16 protein-coding genes and 1 pseudogene are annotated in these 17,480 nt (G+C 36.2%); 4 read left to right on the top strand and 13 right to left on the bottom strand.

Features of this window, described 5'->3' with window-relative positions:
• Positions 1 to 10: 10 nt before the first annotated feature.
• The 7 genes from ACOZIR_RS17365 to ACOZIR_RS17335 all read right to left on the bottom strand — a co-directional run bounded on the left by ACOZIR_RS17365 (position 11) and on the right by ACOZIR_RS17335 (position 10,843).
• Positions 11 to 505: a PTS system mannose/fructose/N-acetylgalactosamine-transporter subunit IIB gene (locus ACOZIR_RS17365; RefSeq protein WP_028413929.1), complete on the bottom strand. Its 495-nt coding sequence runs from the start codon at positions 503 to 505 to the stop codon at positions 11 to 13.
• Entirely contained in the window at positions 502 to 942 is a 441-nt protein-coding gene (locus tag ACOZIR_RS17360; RefSeq protein WP_045291384.1) for a mannose/fructose/sorbose PTS transporter subunit IIA, read from the bottom strand. The genes ACOZIR_RS17365 and ACOZIR_RS17360 overlap by 4 nt, the downstream gene beginning before the upstream one ends.
• 254 nt (positions 943 to 1,196) lie before the next feature.
• Positions 1,197 to 3,983, bottom strand: coding sequence for a sigma 54-interacting transcriptional regulator (locus ACOZIR_RS17355; protein ID WP_340141440.1), 2,787 nt, complete (start codon positions 3,981 to 3,983; stop codon positions 1,197 to 1,199).
• Between the two features lie 362 nt (positions 3,984 to 4,345).
• On the bottom strand, positions 4,346 to 5,797 hold the full coding sequence (locus ACOZIR_RS17350; protein ID WP_340141441.1) for a glycoside hydrolase family 68 protein: 1,452 nt from the start codon (positions 5,795 to 5,797) through the stop codon (positions 4,346 to 4,348).
• 590 nt (positions 5,798 to 6,387) lie between these two features.
• Positions 6,388 to 7,848, bottom strand: coding sequence for a protein adenylyltransferase SelO (locus ACOZIR_RS17345; RefSeq protein ID WP_045291389.1), 1,461 nt, complete (start codon positions 7,846 to 7,848; stop codon positions 6,388 to 6,390).
• A gap of 274 nt (positions 7,849 to 8,122) precedes the next feature.
• On the bottom strand, positions 8,123 to 9,580 hold the full coding sequence (locus ACOZIR_RS17340) for a glycoside hydrolase family 32 protein (RefSeq protein WP_340142146.1): 1,458 nt from the start codon (positions 9,578 to 9,580) through the stop codon (positions 8,123 to 8,125).
• A gap of 21 nt (positions 9,581 to 9,601) precedes the next feature.
• Positions 9,602 to 10,843 carry an MFS transporter gene (locus tag ACOZIR_RS17335; protein WP_340141442.1) on the bottom strand — a complete coding sequence of 414 codons (1,242 nt, stop codon included), beginning with the start codon at positions 10,841 to 10,843 and terminating at the stop codon, positions 9,602 to 9,604.
• Positions 10,844 to 11,159: 316 nt separating this feature from the next.
• Here ACOZIR_RS17335 and ACOZIR_RS17330 point away from each other — a divergent pair, with 316 nt between their 5' ends.
• Together ACOZIR_RS17330 and ACOZIR_RS17325 are read left to right on the top strand one after the other, a co-directional pair.
• Positions 11,160 to 12,143 (top strand): LacI family DNA-binding transcriptional regulator, encoded by a 984-nt coding sequence (locus ACOZIR_RS17330; RefSeq protein ID WP_045291391.1) that lies wholly within the window; start codon positions 11,160 to 11,162, stop codon positions 12,141 to 12,143.
• Positions 12,144 to 12,233: 90 nt separating this feature from the next.
• Positions 12,234 to 12,443 carry an alpha/beta-type small acid-soluble spore protein gene (locus ACOZIR_RS17325; RefSeq protein ID WP_013058452.1) on the top strand — a complete coding sequence of 70 codons (210 nt, stop codon included), beginning with the start codon at positions 12,234 to 12,236 and terminating at the stop codon, positions 12,441 to 12,443.
• 89 nt (positions 12,444 to 12,532) lie between these two features.
• On the opposite strand, the gene ACOZIR_RS17320 is transcribed toward ACOZIR_RS17325, so the two are convergent.
• The 3 genes from ACOZIR_RS17320 to ACOZIR_RS17310 form a co-directional block, all read right to left on the bottom strand.
• On the bottom strand, positions 12,533 to 12,733 hold the full coding sequence (locus ACOZIR_RS17320) for a hypothetical protein (RefSeq protein ID WP_045291392.1): 201 nt from the start codon (positions 12,731 to 12,733) through the stop codon (positions 12,533 to 12,535).
• 158 nt (positions 12,734 to 12,891) lie between these two features.
• Positions 12,892 to 13,113, bottom strand: a complete 222-nt coding sequence (locus tag ACOZIR_RS17315; RefSeq protein ID WP_016763596.1) for a hypothetical protein — start codon at positions 13,111 to 13,113, stop codon at positions 12,892 to 12,894.
• A gap of 156 nt (positions 13,114 to 13,269) precedes the next feature.
• A complete protein-coding gene (locus ACOZIR_RS17310; protein ID WP_216142376.1) occupies positions 13,270 to 14,655 on the bottom strand; it encodes an amino acid permease in 1,386 nt (461 codons plus the stop codon).
• 465 nt (positions 14,656 to 15,120) lie between these two features.
• Between ACOZIR_RS17310 and ACOZIR_RS17305 the strand changes: the two genes are divergently transcribed.
• The gene (locus ACOZIR_RS17305) at positions 15,121 to 15,852 is read left to right on the top strand and encodes a ZIP family metal transporter (RefSeq protein WP_340141443.1); all 732 of its coding nucleotides are present in this window, start codon (positions 15,121 to 15,123) and stop codon (positions 15,850 to 15,852) included.
• A 96-nt stretch (positions 15,853 to 15,948) separates the two neighbouring features.
• Here ACOZIR_RS17305 and ACOZIR_RS17300 read toward each other — a convergent pair whose 3' ends face one another.
• Positions 15,949 to 16,173, bottom strand: coding sequence for a hypothetical protein (locus ACOZIR_RS17300; RefSeq protein WP_025749248.1), 225 nt, complete (start codon positions 16,171 to 16,173; stop codon positions 15,949 to 15,951).
• Positions 16,174 to 16,393: 220 nt separating this feature from the next.
• Between ACOZIR_RS17300 and ACOZIR_RS17295 the strand changes: the two are divergent.
• Positions 16,394 to 16,597 (top strand): annotated as a pseudogene (locus ACOZIR_RS17295) (KGG domain-containing protein); the annotation flags it as partial.
• An 81-nt stretch (positions 16,598 to 16,678) separates the two neighbouring features.
• Here the strand turns inward: ACOZIR_RS17295 and ACOZIR_RS17290 are convergent.
• Entirely contained in the window at positions 16,679 to 17,095 is a 417-nt protein-coding gene (locus tag ACOZIR_RS17290) for a hypothetical protein (RefSeq protein WP_045291530.1), read from the bottom strand.
• 230 nt (positions 17,096 to 17,325) lie between these two features.
• A complete protein-coding gene (locus tag ACOZIR_RS17285) occupies positions 17,326 to 17,472 on the bottom strand; it encodes a hypothetical protein (RefSeq protein ID WP_155017158.1) in 147 nt (48 codons plus the stop codon).
• Between the last annotated feature and the right edge of the window lie 8 nt (positions 17,473 to 17,480).

Here is a 17,480-nt window from a genome sequence, read left to right as displayed (position 1 = left end):
ACTCATCTCCTTATTTGATTTTTGTTTCATTTCTCAGTAGTTGAATAAAATTTTCGCTAGAATCTGAAGGTAATTGGCGCAGCTCAAGCTTTACGCCTAGTTCCTGCAGTTTCTCAAAAGCATCGATATCTTTTTCGGTAACGCTTACAGATTTGGTGATTTGTTTTCGGTCATTAGCAAAACGCATGCCGCCTACATTCACTGTCTCAATAGGCACTCCAGCTTGAACAAGAGCAACAATATCTGCGGGACTTTCAAACAGCAGCATGGCTGTTGTATCCTGGTAACGCGGACTATGAAAGGCTTTTGTCATTTTAGAAATCGAGACAGCACTTGCTTTTACATTCGAAGGAGCTACAGAAAGAATCAGCGTTTTTCTCATTTCGTCCGCTGCCACCTCATCTGAAACAATGATAATTCGATCTGCTGCATTTGTTTTAATCCATCTTGTTAATACCTGCCCGTGAATAAAGCGGTCATCAATTCTTGCTAAAACGATTTTCATAATAATCCATCCTCTCCGATTTGGTTTGTTTGCTGAATTTTTTCTAAATGTTCACTGCACACTTGAAAACTTTCTTCATTCACTTGCTTTAATCTTCCTAGCATCTCTTTTAATGTAACGTGTTCTCGCATGGCTAACACTTCTAGTAACATAGGCAAGTTAACTCCCGACACCATATCCGCTGTTTTATTTTTAAGGATATAGGGAGTAGCTGCATTGTAGGGTGTACCTCCGAAAATATCGACTAGAAAAAGCACTTCATTTTCTAAAGGGATTTCCTCTAGTGCCTGCTTATATTTTTCTTCAAGGGTTTGGATACCCTCTCCTTTTAGAAAAGGTACGGCTACTACGTGATTCTCTTCACCGAATATCATTTTGGAAGACCCTTCTAATGCTGGTGCGAAATCACCATGTCCACTAATAATGACTGAAATCATGTACACTTGCTCCTCTCTTTTGCGTTCTACACTTATTTATTGCAAGTATCGTGCCAACAAAGAGTATTAAGCGCTTTCATTTATTTTTCAATACCTTTTTCTTTGTTATTGATACAGGTTTTTTAAAATAAATAAACCTGTATCAAAACGCAATGCGTTTTAATACAGGTTTTTCTGTTATTTGAAAAGTGAGACAAAAAAAGAAACTAGTGGCATATAAATCAAACTAGTTTCTTAGGATTATAATATGATTTTTACATTTCATCCGCAAAAATAGTGGAAATAAATAATTTTTCATCTCTTGTTAAGGTAAGTTTCAGCTTTTTTTCGACGGCTTGTAATGTTTTTTCCGTTTTTTGATAAATATTTTCCAATTGATGAGTGATTTCTTCATCCTTCGGAAAAGCAAGAGGTTCGTTTTTTATCATTCTTTCTAAAGCAAAGGCTGTATGCATCACAATCCGAATCATAACGGTGTTGCTTAATTCCATTTCTAACTCATCTTGTACGTGACGTAACCACTCTAACAGAATTTCACTTATGAGATACGGATTAATAAATAGAAGATACTTTCGCAAGTTTTCTTCACAAAGTTCACGCACTACAATATTCCCTTCTGTCTGCTCCTCATCATAGCGTATCGTTTCTTTTGTAATTGCCTGTTGAAGTATCCGCTCTCCCTGCCCTTCAATAAGGACTTCTAGCGATACATGAGGCGCATCAATCTTAGGGTTTTTGGTACCTGCTGTTGCCACAATTTCATATTCTTTTTGAATTTCCCGAATGTTTGCTGCTAATTTAATAGAAGAAACGGTTAGAATTTTAATAGGCTCTTGAGATACTTTGCGTGAAATAATTGTTAAGATTTTTTCTAATTGTTTTGCTGTACCGCTTCCTGTTGTACAAATAGAAACAAGGGCTTTCTTTTTTCCAAGCACATGCTGCTGCTTATCTATAAATTCCATAAAGTCTTTTTGCACCGAATCAAATATGGCATATAAATTTAAGTCTAAATAATTTACTTTTCTAACGGTGTCTAACACCATAGACGTCGTCACGTTGCTAATTGTTTTAATCTTAGTCCCTGTTTTTTGTTCCAACTTGCTTTCTAACATGGCAAGCGAGCCCATGTCCACAAGCATTAATACGCCTTCTCCTTCGTCTACTTTCTTAATTCCCTGGACTAACCTATCTACAATTTCGACTGGAGATACCGTCAAAGGTACATCAATAGCTATAATAGGAGTGCTCCCTAAAAGCTCCTTAGCCACTTCTACCATAGAAGTTGCCGTGCTGTTTCCATGTGCAGCAACTACAATCCCCACTCGCTTATTTTCTTCTAACGTTCGAATGGATTGAATAACCATTGTGAGATAAATGACTTCTATTTCTGGCACGACAATGTTAAACCACTTTTCAATTCGATTTTTAAAAAGCAGGGCTACCGCATATTCTTTTGGATATGTTTCGCGAATTTCATCTATTTCCTTTGTATTTAATACGTCTACTTGTTTTTTTCGCTTTAAAAAGGATTCCATATGCATACTTAAAAAATGAATAAATCTGCGATCAAATTTACAGCTCAATTCTTTTTCTGCTAAATGTTTTAATTCTTTTGTAAGCTGAATCACGTCGTCTTCTACGAATTTCATTAAATTAGAACTCTGGCCATTTTTTTGATTAAAAAAGCTCCGAACATTCAAATGAATGTCGGTAAGAATATATTGATTGATGTCTTCCTGAGATAAACCTTCTTTTGTTAAAACATCTACTTTTTCTTCTATTAACTGATATAAATTAAATGATACGTCTTCCTCCATTTTTATTTCTTGGCTCTCCATAGCCGGAGAAATAATCGTTTTGAGGTTTACATATTCAGAAATTTTTCTGCTGCGCTCCATATTTTTACTATTCGAAATCCAATCTCGTTTAATATCATCAGGCAAATCTCTCACTGTAAGTTCCACCATATGTTTACTATCAAGGTTATTTAAAAATCCGTGTGCGCAAACGAGCTGTACATTGGACTTTAACTGCCCTACATTCCCGAATTTTTCAGTGTGGATTAAAGCATTTAATACATCAATGTGGACACTTAGCTTTTTATTAATTCGTTTAGCTTCTTGTTCTAAAAGAAACGTTGTGAGACGAAGCTTTTCTTTTAGAGATCGCTCTTCTAATGAGGGAATATGGATAGTCATCGGAATTCTTCTTAAGAAAGTTTGCAGTAAGGCTGAACCGGGATTTTCAGTTGTAGCACAAATAATTAATACTTTAGACGTTCGCTTATGATCTGTTTCCCCTAGGCGATTGTACGTACCTTGATCAATGAGGTAAAAAAGCATTTCTTGACCTTCAGGAGGAAGCCGGTGTATTTCATCCATAAAGAGAATGCCTTCATTTGCTTGTTCTACTAAACCTACTTTACTTTCAGTTGCTCCAGTGAAACTCCCTTGCTTATGACCAAATAACTGAGAAAGAAGTAATTGAGGATTGTGATAATAATCAGCGCAGTTAAAGGTAATGAACGGGGCCCCTGTTTTTAACCTCTCTGAATATAAAGCAAATTGATAGATTTGTTTTGCAAAAAGAGATTTGCCTGATCCCGTGGGACCTAATAGCAGCATATGTAACCCATTGGGCGGGTAAAGGACAGCAGCTTTTGCTTGAGAAATCGATTTTTTTAAACTGCCTGTGGCCCCAATCATCAATTCAAAAGGATTAGCAGGAAGTGCTTCTTCTTTTCCTCCATTAGATAGCTGCTCTAGTTTTTCCACTTCCATCTTATTCGTATCCCACTTTTGACGAAAAATTGTTTCGACAACCTCTAGCGGAACGTAGCGAACGGGGAACATTTTAATTTTGATTACTTTTTGCATACGGACAAGTTTATTCAGTTCAAGACTTACATTAGATCTCTCTAAATCTAACTGTTCAGCAATTTCAATCGCTGAGCTTCCTTGTTTATGTAAAAGTTCTACTTCTGTAAACTCCTGAAAATTACTCAACAGCTGATTATATACCTTATCAATTCGTTTCATTAAGAAGCACCTTCTTTATTTTCAGTTAACGAACGGGATTTTCTCTTTCAAAGAAATGAAACATTCCCTACTAATACAAGTTATTTCATCTATAAGTATCATCATGTCATACTAATCTATGAAAGCGTTTCAAGCCATTATATGTAAATATATTAAGTTAGTCAACCTTGCATGTCAACCGGTTTCATTCTTAAAGTTATAGTCTGTCTGAATGTTTCATTTTCTTTAAATAAAATAACTGTGAATCTGTATATACTACTTTTTTATTTTAATCAGCACTGCAGTTACAGCATATTTGTGATTACATAATAAACCGAAAGAAAACAGCAGCAGTTGCCGCCATTTTCTTTCGGTTTTAAAAATTATCTATCCGTACTTAATTGTCCTTGTGGTAAAATACTATTTTTCACAACAGCTGTTTTCGATCCTTTAATATTTAACAAGAAGCTAGGAGCAAACGTAGAGTGTTCCTCTGAATAGAAGCCTCTGTTTGTCATGTAACTTGTAATTACGACATTGTCTCCTTTCACTTGTGGAACTGCAAAGTGTGAATACGTGAACGTTTTGTCATTAGGATCGAGGTTCATATGTAAAACAAGTCCTGTATCATTTAGCGGCTTGTATTTTCCTGTCAGCGTATTTGATACGTATCCTAGCATATATACGTCATCTTGGCCGATACCATCAATAGTCATTTTAGATCCGCGAGAATCTGTGAATAAGTACCATTTCCCATCTTTTTTAAATACATTTGCGCGTTCAATTTCATCTGTCACCGTGTTTGAAGTAATCAGTGGATCCATTACTTTTTTCAAGGTAAAATCGTTATTTAATTCAACAATGCCTAACGCACCGTTTGCTAAAGCGGCTTTCTTTTTATTAGAGCTCTGCAGTAATTTCTCTTTTTCTGATTGGAAAAATGGATTATTTCCACCGTAGTAAGCTCGATTGTAAAGGGAATCTTCACCTTGATAACCATCTTCAGTTCCTGTGTTTGCTTCAAACACAAGGTATTTATGTCCTTTATCCTCTACATAGTGAGGATCTCTCAACGTATGATTATCTCCTGAACCATATGCGCCTTCGTCAATAAACTGCTGAATATTTTGATACTTTTTACCATCACCATCAAAAATGGATTTATGATCTTCAACACCTTCAATCTTTAACGTATCTGCACTTCGCTGAGATACATTTACTTGAGCTGTTGTTAAGGTTTGTTTTCCATAGTTTGTACCTGAAAAGTTAGTATAGAATAAGCGTATTTTTCCATCTGATGTTAAAGTAGCAGATCCTGACCATTCTTGTGTTTGCTTTTTCAAATGAGGATCATTCGGTACAAATTTGTCACTGTCTTTGAACACTCTTCCTGCATTTTTCCAACTGTCAATCGAACCTTCACCTATTTTTTGATAAAACACATAAATAGATGTATCATCAGCATCTTTCGGATCACCTGCTAGCGCAAATACAACTTGGTAACCATGATAGTTGGCTACTGTTCCGTCAGCATTTTGCAGAGGCCAGCTGTCCCATACGTCTAAATCAATTAAATTGCCCGATTTATCATACCCTTTTGCAGAGGCAATATTTTTGATTGTTGATTTATCAAAAGCTGGAACTTTAAACTGTTCACTTTTTTGCTGCTGAGGAATTTTCAGCATGTTATCACGCGTAATATGGGAAACTCCATAATTATTATTAGTATCTTTATGATTGCTTTCAGCAGCCCATGTTTGAGATCCAGCACCTACTAACAGAGCTGTAGCAAAAGATAAAGCTGTAGTTTGCTTTGCGATTTTCTTAATATTCATCTGTTTTTCTCCCTTTTGTATAATACTTTTTCTTGTGTCACTCACAAGCAATTCATTTTCTATGTATCGAGAAGTCATATCAATCTGGCGAAATAACAGAACCGGTTCCATTACCTTTCCAAGATTACTTGCATAATATTAAAAAGTCAAATAGGTAAAATGAAGTGCCCATACCCTTTTTTCTCCCTTTATTTTTTTAATTTAGTTATAAAGTCTTAAATCTTTAACTTTTTGATTAAGTAGGCAAATTGATCGTCATATTTAACCTGCTATTTTTTATAAGTTCTTCTACAGCTATTAAATTAGACCATTTTCAAAAAAATATCGTTAATGTATTTTTTGTGAAATAGTGGAATAATTTATTATATAATAGTTTCTACTGGTAATAATAAGAGACAAAAGAATTAGGTAATCTCTTTTTATTTTGATTCTTTTATACTGCTAAATTTTATCCAGCTCTTCCTAAGGAATCGCTATCATTTTAATGAATCAATAATACATTTTTCAGAAAATCAAAAAGAGCTCTTTATAAAGAGCTCTTTTTGATGTCATTTATGCTGTCTTTAAATAGCTGTTCTTATCTAAATAAATCAAGTTCCGCAGTACGTTTGATAAGGCTGATTAGACGGAGCAGACGGTGTACAGTACTCTGACTGATAAGGCGATTCATATGGGCTAGAAAGCACTTTTAGAAAATCTTCCATAACGCTGTAGTCTCCTTTTTGTGCTGCGTCTAGTGCTGCTTCTACCCGGTGATTTCGAGGAATGACAGCCGGATTGTTATTTTTCATAAGCTCTTCCGACTCCGCTTTAGATTGTTTTTGCCTACCTAGTCTTTTCTGCCATAACTCCTGCCACTGTGCAAATTCTTCGCTTTCAAACAGGTCATTATTTCCTAGCTTATCGAAAGTTAATGCACGAAACGTATTTGTATAGTCAGCTTTATAGGTTTTCATCATGGTAAGAAGCTCTTGGAATAATGCTTCATCTTCTTTTTCTTCGTTAAAAAGTCCAAGTTTAGCCTGCATACCTGCCAGCCAGTTTTCTCGATAGAATTTTGGGAATTCCGTCACGGCGCTTTGAGCTATTTCAACTGCTTTTTCTATATCTTGATCCAACAGCGGTAATAAAGCCTCAGCAAACCTCGCAAGATTCCACCCTGTAATGCCTGGTTGATTTTGATAAGCGTAGCGCCCTTGTACATCAATTGAACTAAATACAGTTTCTGGATCATAGGTATCCATAAACGCACATGGTCCATAGTCAATCGTTTCTCCACTAATTGTCATATTATCCGTATTCATGACGCCGTGAATAAAACCAATAAGTTGCCATTTAGCAACTAGGGTAGCGTGCCGCTTAATCACTTCTTGAAGCAATGATAAATATTTTTTTTCATTCTTTTCTATATGGGAAAAGTGTCGTTCTAATGCATAGTCAGCTAGCGCTTGAAGGTTTTCGACCGTTCCCCATTTTGCAGCGAATTGAAATGTGCCAAAACGAAGGTGACTGGAAGCTACACGCGTCAAAATCGCCCCCGGCAGTTCTTTTTCACGAACAATGGATTCGCCTGTTATTACGACTGCTAGGCTCCGAGTAGTTGGAATACCAAGAGCATGCATAGCCTCACTAATAATATACTCACGCAGCATAGGTCCTAGAGCTGCCCGACCGTCTCCTCCTCGGGAATACGGAGTTCGGCCTGAGCCTTTAAGCTGAAGATCCACTCGTTCACCTGAAGGCGTAACTTGCTCCCCTATCAGCAAAGCCCGGCCGTCACCTAGCATGTTAAAGTGGCCAAATTGATGCCCTGCATAAGCTTGTGCAAGGGGGAAAGCACCTTTTGGAAAACTGTTTCCAGCCAAAATACTAACTCCTTCTTGGCTTTGCAGCTGTTCTTTTTGTAACCCTAGAGATGCGGCTAAAGAGTCGTTAAATTTAACTATTTTAGGTGAACTCACTGGATTAGGATCAAGAGGGGTAAAAAAGATGTTTGGTAACTCCGCATAGCTATTACGTAAATTCCATCCTGTTTCTTTTTGATTAGTCATCGTATCTCCTTTTCTTTTTGTGTCTTAAAACATAATTCTTTTCTTTACTGATCGCTGTTTTATACGCGCAGCAGCGCTGCTCTGTCCTGCTTTCTTCGAGGCATCTTAGAGCAGGACAGTTTCTCTTTCATTTATTTTCTCTTTTACTATTATATCGTATTTGCTTATACTTTTAATCTAAAGTGCCTTATCCATTTGTATACCTCCACTTTGTTGACGAGCTATTAAATGCTCAAAAAAGGAAGAAGTATTAATATACTTCTTCCTCTGTATTTTACCCCCAAATATCTTTTAAATTCCAATACGTTAACTCTTTTACGATTACGTTTCCTCCTTCAGTAAATAATTCAATTCCGAGCCTGCTTTCTTTTGGATAAATACGGCTCGTCATGGTCGCTTGTCCTTCGTTTGCAAATAATTCAATGGAAGAACGGTCCACAAATATTCGTAAAGCTAGTGTCTCACCTGCTTGTAACGCTACTTTCCTAACTCCATCTTCTTTTCCCGAGTGAGTACAGTCAAGCAATAGCTTTTGCTCATTAAGGTTATAACACATAAGCGTTTCTTCATTGTTTATTCCACGAATTTTTATTCCTACCGATGAAGCTTGGCAGTCCGCTAAATCAAATACAGCTTGTATCTCTAGCAAGTCTTCATTTACTTCTACTACATAGCTGTTAGAAAGAGCTTTATTGGTTAGCATATTATACTGAGTTTTCCGAAGTGATGTAAGCTCTTGGACGGGGTTCATTAACACTTTATCCTCTCTTAAAGTTAGTTCTCTCGGAAGCGTTAGCGCACCGCACCATCCATCCTCTTTCGTTGGCATATTAGCTTCCCACATGTCCATCCATCCAATTGCAATTCGTCTTCCTTTATCATCTAAAAGCGTTTGAACAGCATAAAAATCGTGGCCGTGATCTAATTCAGTAAATGACCCATGATGAAATGTATTGGTTTCATAACTATATTCTCCAACTAAATATCCCGTTTGGAAAAGGTTGTGATAGGAATCACCTTTTGCTTCTATCCCTTGAGGAGAAATCATTAACACATGCTTTCCGTCTAACTCAAAGAAGTCCGGACACTCCCACATGTATCCTAGATCTCCATCGCTTTTAGCAAGGACGCCAACATATTCCCACTGTCGTAAATTTGAAGACCTGTATAAGATAACACGTCCCTCTTGTTTCTTTGTTGAGTTTCCTAGAATCATATACCAGAAATCCTCGTGCTTCCATACTTTAGGATCTCGAAAATGATGAGAGCTATCTGCCGGCGGCTCAGCAATAACTGGGTTGACCTCTGCTTTTTCAAAGGTAATGCCGTCTTTACTAACAGCTATATTTTGGTTTTGAAAAAAAGTATCCAGTTCTTTGTCTATATAATTATGTCCTGTATAAATTAGCGTAAGCTCTCCTTCGTTATCCACGGCACTTCCAGAAAAACATCCATCTTTATCAAATGCATCTTCAGGAGCTAAAGCAATCGGTAAATGCTGCCAATGAACAAGATCTTTGCTTTTTACATGTCCCCAGTGCATCGGGCCCCAATTCTCGTCATAAGGATGATGTTGATAAAAAACATGATATTCTCCTTTGTACTGAACCAATCCATTCGGATCATTAATCCAGTTCGCTGGCGCCATAATATGATACCCCAACCGATATTGATGATTTACCTTTTTCTCTGCTTCATTTAATGAATTTTGAGCTTGCTCGATTTTATTTATCGTTAACATCATCATATCCCCCTATATAATCTGCGTGTTTTCTTGTACATCTTTTCTTATAAACTTATGTTTTTTAGAGTTTAGTAGTGTAAACATGGAAACAACGTTAAATACCAAAACCATACCTCCCATAATTAAATAGGTACGGGAAAAACCTACGCTATCATATAATCCTCCCGCTATGGGTGAAAGGACTGAAGCACCTATTTGTGAAGCGAATTGGAATCCAACCAAATAAAGTATAGAAGATAGGCGCGTGTCAAAGTTAGCTGCCAAATATTTAAAGATGGCAATGAGCATAATAGGAAGTTCTAATGCATGAATAAGCTTCATTGAAGATATTCCAATTGGACCAACCACAAGTCCTGACCCAATAATACGAAATCCCATTAGAAATCCTGCTAAAATCAAACTATTTTTTGCACCAATCTTATTTACAATAAACGGTGCTGCGAACATCATTCCAGCTTCTAAAAATACTTGAAACGAATTTAAGTAGCCAAATACTTGGTTACCTATCGATTCAGTAGGAAACAAAGATGCATAATAGATAGGAAATTGCTGATCGTATACTCCATACACGCACGTAACGCCAACAACATAAATCATAAAAAGCCAAAATTCCTTCAATAAGAATAAATTACCTACATCTCTCAGCGTGACGGATTCAGCTTTTTCCATTTCATAGCTGCTCATTTCTACCTTCACAGAAAAAATAATAGCCACTAGGATAACCGCTGAAACGGATGCCACCCAAAAATTAATATGAGGATTAATATTAAATAGTTGTCCTGCAAAGAATGTAGCTGCAGCCCAGCCTAATGACCCCCACATTCTAGATTTCCCGTACTCAAATTTATATTTCCGGCTGACTTTCTCTATGTATGTTTCAATCGCTCCGATGCCCGCCAAAAACGCTACTCCTAAATATAAGCCTCCAATAATAGCTCCTATCAACACATTGTATTGAAGCAAAGGCCCATAAACAAAAATATAAAATGGTCCTACAAACACTAAAAGACAGCTAATAAAAAGTAAAATGTGTTTTTTTAAACCTATCCTGTCAGATATATATCCGTACAAAGGCTGCATACACAAAGCAAAGATAGCGTTTACAGAAAAGATTAAGCCTGTAGCTGATCCGTTCAACTTAATCTCTTGCCCTAGCCAGATAGAAAATAAAGAGTAGCTCGACGACCACGTAAAAAAGAAGAAGAAAAAATATGCACTCAGCTTCCAATATAAACTTTTTGAACTTTTCATTTTAGTTACCCCTTTAGCTTAAGATATAAAATCTTTTATCTAACAAAATGAAAGCACTTTCAATTTGATTTTATGTCAACCGGTTTCATATGTCAACCGGTTTCACATTTTATATGGCAAAAAGATTGTATTAGGCGTAAAAGTGAGCTTTATGGTATGTTTAAATTGTTCAATAAACCGTTTACAATCCTCACATAGATTTTTATGTATCAAAATAAAACGTAGCGACTGGAAAGCTGCTTGCTTGATTGCATTTATTTTAAGACTTTTACATGTCTGGTAAAGCAAGGTTTTGGAGAAATTAGGAGGAAACTAGATGAAAGCCAAAATTAGTGATGTAGCAAAAATTGCAGGTGTTTCACCGACTACAGTTTCTCGTGTATTAAATAACCGTGGTTACATAAGCAAAGAAACGCGAGAAAATGTTTATAAAGCAATGAAAGAAATTAATTATTTCCCAAATGATATTGCGCGTTCATTATTTAATAAGCGAACAAATTTAATCGGTATGATTGTCCCGCAAACAAGCAACCCTTTTTTCGGAGAGTTAGCCTTTCATATTGAAAGTATATGTGCTTCCCTCAACTACAAAGTACTTCTTTGTAACAGTCTGAATCGCATTGATAAAGAAAAAAAATATGTAGAAATGCTTATCAGAAATCAGGTAGACGGTGTTATTGCCGTTACTTATAATAGAGGTATTTTTGATTCCGAAAGTCAAAGCCTTCCTGTAGTAGCAGTGGATCATTATTTATCAAAAGGTATTCCTACCGTATCTTCTGATAACTATTCTGGAGGAGAACAAGCCACGGAATTGCTTATTTCAAAAGATTGTAAGCATATTATTCATATTAACGGTCCCCTTAAACTTGAAACTCCAGCTAACTTAAGAAGGAAAGCTTATGAAAACGTGATGAAACAGTACGGAAAACAGCCTATCACGTATGAAATTTCAAATACCTTTGACCGCAACATTCAGCGAGAAACTATTTCTAAGGTTTTTGAAGAACATCCGGAAGTAGATGGTATTTTTGCAAGCGATGACTTACTTGCAGCTTTAGTAGTTGCTGAAGCACAAAAAAGAGGAAAAAGCATCCCAAAAGATTTAAAAATTGTGGGCTATGACGGAACGGAAGCCAGTCAGACTTTGTTACCTGGTCTAACTACAATTCAACAGCCCATTGAATCGATTGCTCAAACAGCCATTGATATTTTACTAAAAGAAATTGAAGGAGAATTTAGTAATGTCCCCCGTGAAATCTGTCTTCCAGTTAAACTTCTAGAAGGGCAAACAACGTAAAAATACGTTTTTTATAAAATAAATATCAGTTTGTTGCATATTCTTCTTCCTTTATTCACACCTTAACGTTACAGAAAGGAGTTGAATACAATGGCAAACAATAAAAGCAGCAATAATAATGAATTATTAGTATACGGAGCTGAACAAGCAATCGATCAAATGAAATATGAAATCGCTAGCGAGTTCGGAGTAAATTTAGGAGCTGACACTACTGCACGTGCAAACGGATCAGTAGGCGGCGAAATCACAAAACGTCTTGTACAATTAGCTGAGCAACAACTTGGCGGCGGACGTTTCTAAGACAATTTCATACACACCATGACTTAAGGAAGAATGGATATCCATTCTTCCTTTTTATATATTTAATTTCCATCTTTATATAAAAATTATTATTGCTCATCCTCTTTACTGACTGATTTTGTTTTTCCTTTCTTTAGTACAGCACTGATTCCCAAACAACAGACAGCTGCTATCCATCCGGAGATGAGAAAATAAACGGAGGTATTTGCAAAGAGTGTACCTATTAAAATAAACAGGCCTCCGAGAATAATAAAAAGGACGTGACCTTCACCATTTTTTTTCACCTTCATCACCTCTCCCCTACGTATACAAACTACTATTCAGATACAAAAGAAACTTCTTGATAAACAAGAAGTTTTCTTACGTCCGTTTCTTTTTCAATAAAAAATAAAGGTGTTTTCTTTTTATTTATTCAACAAAACCACTCAATATTCTTCTCAATTACGTGCTATTCAATAATTTCTCCTGTTTTATACTCTTTCATAAATACATCAATAACATCTCCTGCTTCCTCGTTCTCCTCCTGCATTTGAACGAGTATTTCGTTTTGTGCATTTACCGAAAGAATTCTGACATCCGACATTCGGTTTATGTCCAGCTGCAGTTCCAAATCTTTGGCAACTTCATCAGCTTTTAGTGAATCTTTGATAATATATCTGTGACTTCTCATGACATTCGCTCCTTTACGTTATATGAACGAATATAGTTTATCCAAACTATCAGTACACAATGACATTTTTTCTTATGTCTTTTATTTAAACAAAACAAAAAAACGACTTTTATCAGCCGTTTTTTTGTTTTGCTTTTCGATTATGAAAAAGCATATTTATTTGTTAATTTGATCGTTCTCTGTATCAGGTATCATACGTTTATTTATTCCGAATGCGTAAAAACTAATGACAACGAGAGCGAGGAAAATAACTCCTACAATAAGTGAAATACGCGTTTCATCATTAAACCACATGCCTACAAGCACCATTAGTAGAAAAGCAATGGTTACATAGTTCGTTACAGGTGCAAAGGGCATTTTGAAAGGATGACTATCCATTTCAGCACCTTTAGCTTTACGGAAACGAATTTGGCTGATAAGAATAATGAACCAAGGAATCATTCCAGGAAGCACGCTAGCACTGTATACATAAACAAATACATTAGGTGGAGCGATGTAGTTTAAAATAACACCAATTACTAATCCAATCATAACAGCGAGTGTACTGTAAATTGGAACGCCGTTGCGAGAAATTTTTGTAAAGAATTTAGGTGCTTGACCGTTTACACCAAGCGTATAAAGCATGCGTCCTGCACTAAAAATTCCGCTATTACAGCCTGACATCGCTGCCGTAATGACTACAAAGTTAATGATACCTGCTGCTGCCGTAACACCAACTTTAGCAAATGTAGATACGAATGGACTTCCTAAAGAATCTAACTCATTCCAAGGATATACCGTCACGATGACGAAAATAGCTCCAATATAAAAAATTAAAATACGCCAAATGATACTTTGAATCGCGCTTGTTAACGTTTTTTTAGGATCCTTTGCTTCACCAGCTGTAATCCCAATTAGCTCGACTCCTTGATAAGCTGCAATAACAAGAGATAGTGCAAAGAAAAAGCCTGACCATCCGCCTGTAAAGAAGCCGCCGTGTGCCCAAAGGTTTGATAATCCGATGGCGTCTCCACCATTTCCAAATCCAAAGAAAATTAATCCAAGTCCTGCGATAATCATTAAAATAATCGTTACAATTTTAATCATCGCAAACCAAAATTCAAACTCTCCAAATGATTTTACTGAAATTAAGTTTGCTGCGCCTAAAATCAACATAGCTATCATACCAGGCACCCAAGCTGGTAAATGAGGGAACCAGTAATGCATATATGCTCCTACCGCTATAATTTCGGACATCCCTACGATTACAAATTGAAACCAGTTGCTCCACGCAGCCATATAACCTGCTAATGGATGAATATATTTGTGGCCAAATGTAGCGAATGAACCTGTGCTTGGTTCCATGTAGAGCATTTCGCCCATAGCACGCATAATAAAGAAAATAAACATTCCGCAAATTGCGTAAGCAAGCAATACCGATGGACCTGTCCATTGAATCGTGCTTGCTGATCCCATAAATAATCCAACGCCAATTGTTCCACCAAGCGCGATCATTTGAATGTGACGAGATTCTAAGCCTCTTTTTAGCTCTTTGTCTGCCATTCCATTTCCTCCTCCTAAACTTGTTATAGCTCTGTTAGGAAAGATACTTTCTGTTTCTGATGGAACAGCTGTCATGTTTAAATCATTCCATTTTTACCTAGTACCTTTACAACTAAACTATTTTTTCTATTTTTAGCTATTCGACTGTATAATTACTTATTTTATAATAATAAATTTTCCTCAGAAATACAATTGTTTTTTTCAGAAAAACACTTTAGTAAACCATTTACCTTTGTCAAATCAGTCATCTCCGTGAAATAGTTTTTTATTTCAGTATAATTAAAATTTTATGAATATTAAAAATAAATACAGGCTCAGCTTGGATGCTGGAATACTCTCTTTCTCAAGGATAACGAAATGAAACCACTACTTAATCGAATAAATTCCTTTCTTCTCCTTTTACGTTTTCACTTTCTCTTCTTAGGGAAAGTATCCATAGAAAATAGAGATGAGGAGGGATTTTTCATGTGGCAAGCTGCGATGTGGGGCGGAATTTCAGGATCAGCTGTCCTTCTTGGTGCTTTGGCAGCAGTTTTTTTGCCTATTGGCAAAAAGATAATTGGTTATATTATGGCTTTTGGGACAGGTGTATTAATTGGAGCATCTACCTATGAGCTGCTTGGAGACTCGGTTCATACCGGAGGGTTAAAAGCTACTTCTCTTGGGTTCCTTGCGGGAGCTCTCGTTTTTACTTTTTTAGACTATCTAATTTCACGTCAAGGAGCGAATAAAAGAAAGAGGTCTACAAAACAAATGGCCGCGAATAGTTCTGGAATTGCTATATTTATAGGAACCGTAATGGATGCAATCCCAGAGTCCATTATGATTGGAGCTAGCTTAATTGAAAATGCAACCGTTAGCTGGCTTCTTGTTATCGCTATTTTTATAAGTAATATTCCTGAAGGACTGTCCAGTACGACCGGTCTAGTAAAAAGCGGATTCTCTAAAAAGAAAATTCTTTTACTATGGGCAGCTGTTTTGTTCATTTCAGCTTTTAGCTCATGGACAGGCTTTGTTTTTTTAGATCATGCATCTGAGACACTTATGGCTGCTATTGCTGCTTTTGCCGGCGGCGGCATTATTGCTATGGTAGGTTCTACAATGATGCCAGAGGCCTATGAAGAAGGAGGATCTATTACAGGATTGATTGCTGCACTTGGATTACTTGCTTCACTGATACTGGATCATTTTTCTTAATCGTCTTCATACTACTTCTATCGTTTCCAAGTAGAAAAGAGAAAGCCTTCTACTTGGAGACATTTATTTCAATCACATTATTATGAATGTGTCTTCTTAGTAAGTAAAATCGTAGTTTTCTTTTATTTCCCGAGTAAAAGCTTTCCAATCCGTAGCTTCAAATTCTGCGTTGCGTGCTTTTAACTCTTTTTCCATTCCTTGAATCTCTTGAACAGCTTCTATAGTTCTTTCACTTCCTGGCCCTACTCTCCAAATTAATTCTTTGTATTCTTGTATTTTCCGTCGCAGCGAAGCGTTATCCATTTCTACATATTTTGACATGTTTCTAAGCTCCTTTTTCTTATTTCTATTAACCATATCATATTTCATATAATTTTTTTTAAGATTATTTTCAACTTAATAAATACTGCTATACAGCGCTTTGCGATCTGCTAGTTTTGAGAAAAATCTAATTTTTAGAAAAAATAAAAAATAACCAGTTTAATCCTTTTTTGACCGGGAAGACAGACTATGAATTCAAATTTATTAGGAGGGATGCAAGATGGCAACTAATAAAAAGAATGAAAAAATGAGTCGTGAAGAAGCAGGAAGAAAAGGTGGAAAAGCTACTTCCAAAAATCATGACAAAGAGTTTTATCAAGAAATTGGTGAAAAAGGCGGAGAAGCTACTTCCAAAAATCAAGGTAAAGAATTTTACGAGGAAATTGGAAAAAAAGGCGGCAGATCCAGCAGCAGCCAGCGTAATAATTAACTAGTATTTGAAGTATATAAACAACTCGAAGAAGAAAAGTTCCTTATAGTACAAGCCACTGGAACTTTTCTTCTTCTAACTAATCTTTTCCATCTCTTTATGATAATGGGCTAACGATTCATCTTTTATGGATGAGAATAGCTCTGAATCAATAAAAGGAATCAATTTCTCTCCTATCTCCCAAGCATTACATTCAATTTGATACAGAAGCCATATATCTTCTGTTTCATCAAACTTTTTACTCAAAGACAAAAGGTCTTCATCTAGCGCATGGCCTAATTCATGAGCTAAAATAATCCATTGATAAGATTCTAAACACTCATTTGAACCAAACAAGTGCCGACACTGTATTTTAATATCTTTTTCATATAAAAAAATAGAATGCGTGCTAGGAACGTACTTTCCGCCTACACACCGCGTTCCAGGAAACTCATCTTCAATAACTAGCTTTATTGTTGGATCTACTCCATGAACAAAATCATGTAAATTCATAAAATCCCCCACTTCTTTTCTCCAAACTTTAACTTTTTCCCCAAAATAAATGTACAGGTTTACCATTATACATACGTTTATCTAAAATAACGTATGTATGGTTTTTTTTCAATATGTACAGGGCTATATATCAAAAAAGCAAGCATAGCCGCTTGCTTTTTATGTAGTAAAGCGGTGCTTCAACTTTTAAATTGCCCACTTATCCTTACAGTTTTATATGTAAAATTTTATTAACGATATCGACTCGAATATTCGAGAATACTGCGCAGCATTTGACGTGTACTTTTTGATTCGTTCGCCCGTTCTTTATATTCAAGAGGACGACTAGGCGTTGACTTATTTTCTTCTTTATACTGAGAATTTTTGTGTTCTGACACGTTTTTCA

The organism is Priestia sp. D3YE.R1 (genome assembly GCF_049199565.1).
Classification (GTDB): domain Bacteria; phylum Bacillota; class Bacilli; order Bacillales; family Bacillaceae_H; genus Priestia; species Priestia aryabhattai.
The sequence above is the reverse complement of the archived record's forward strand: the minus strand, read 5'-3'. Positions and strand labels throughout refer to the sequence as shown.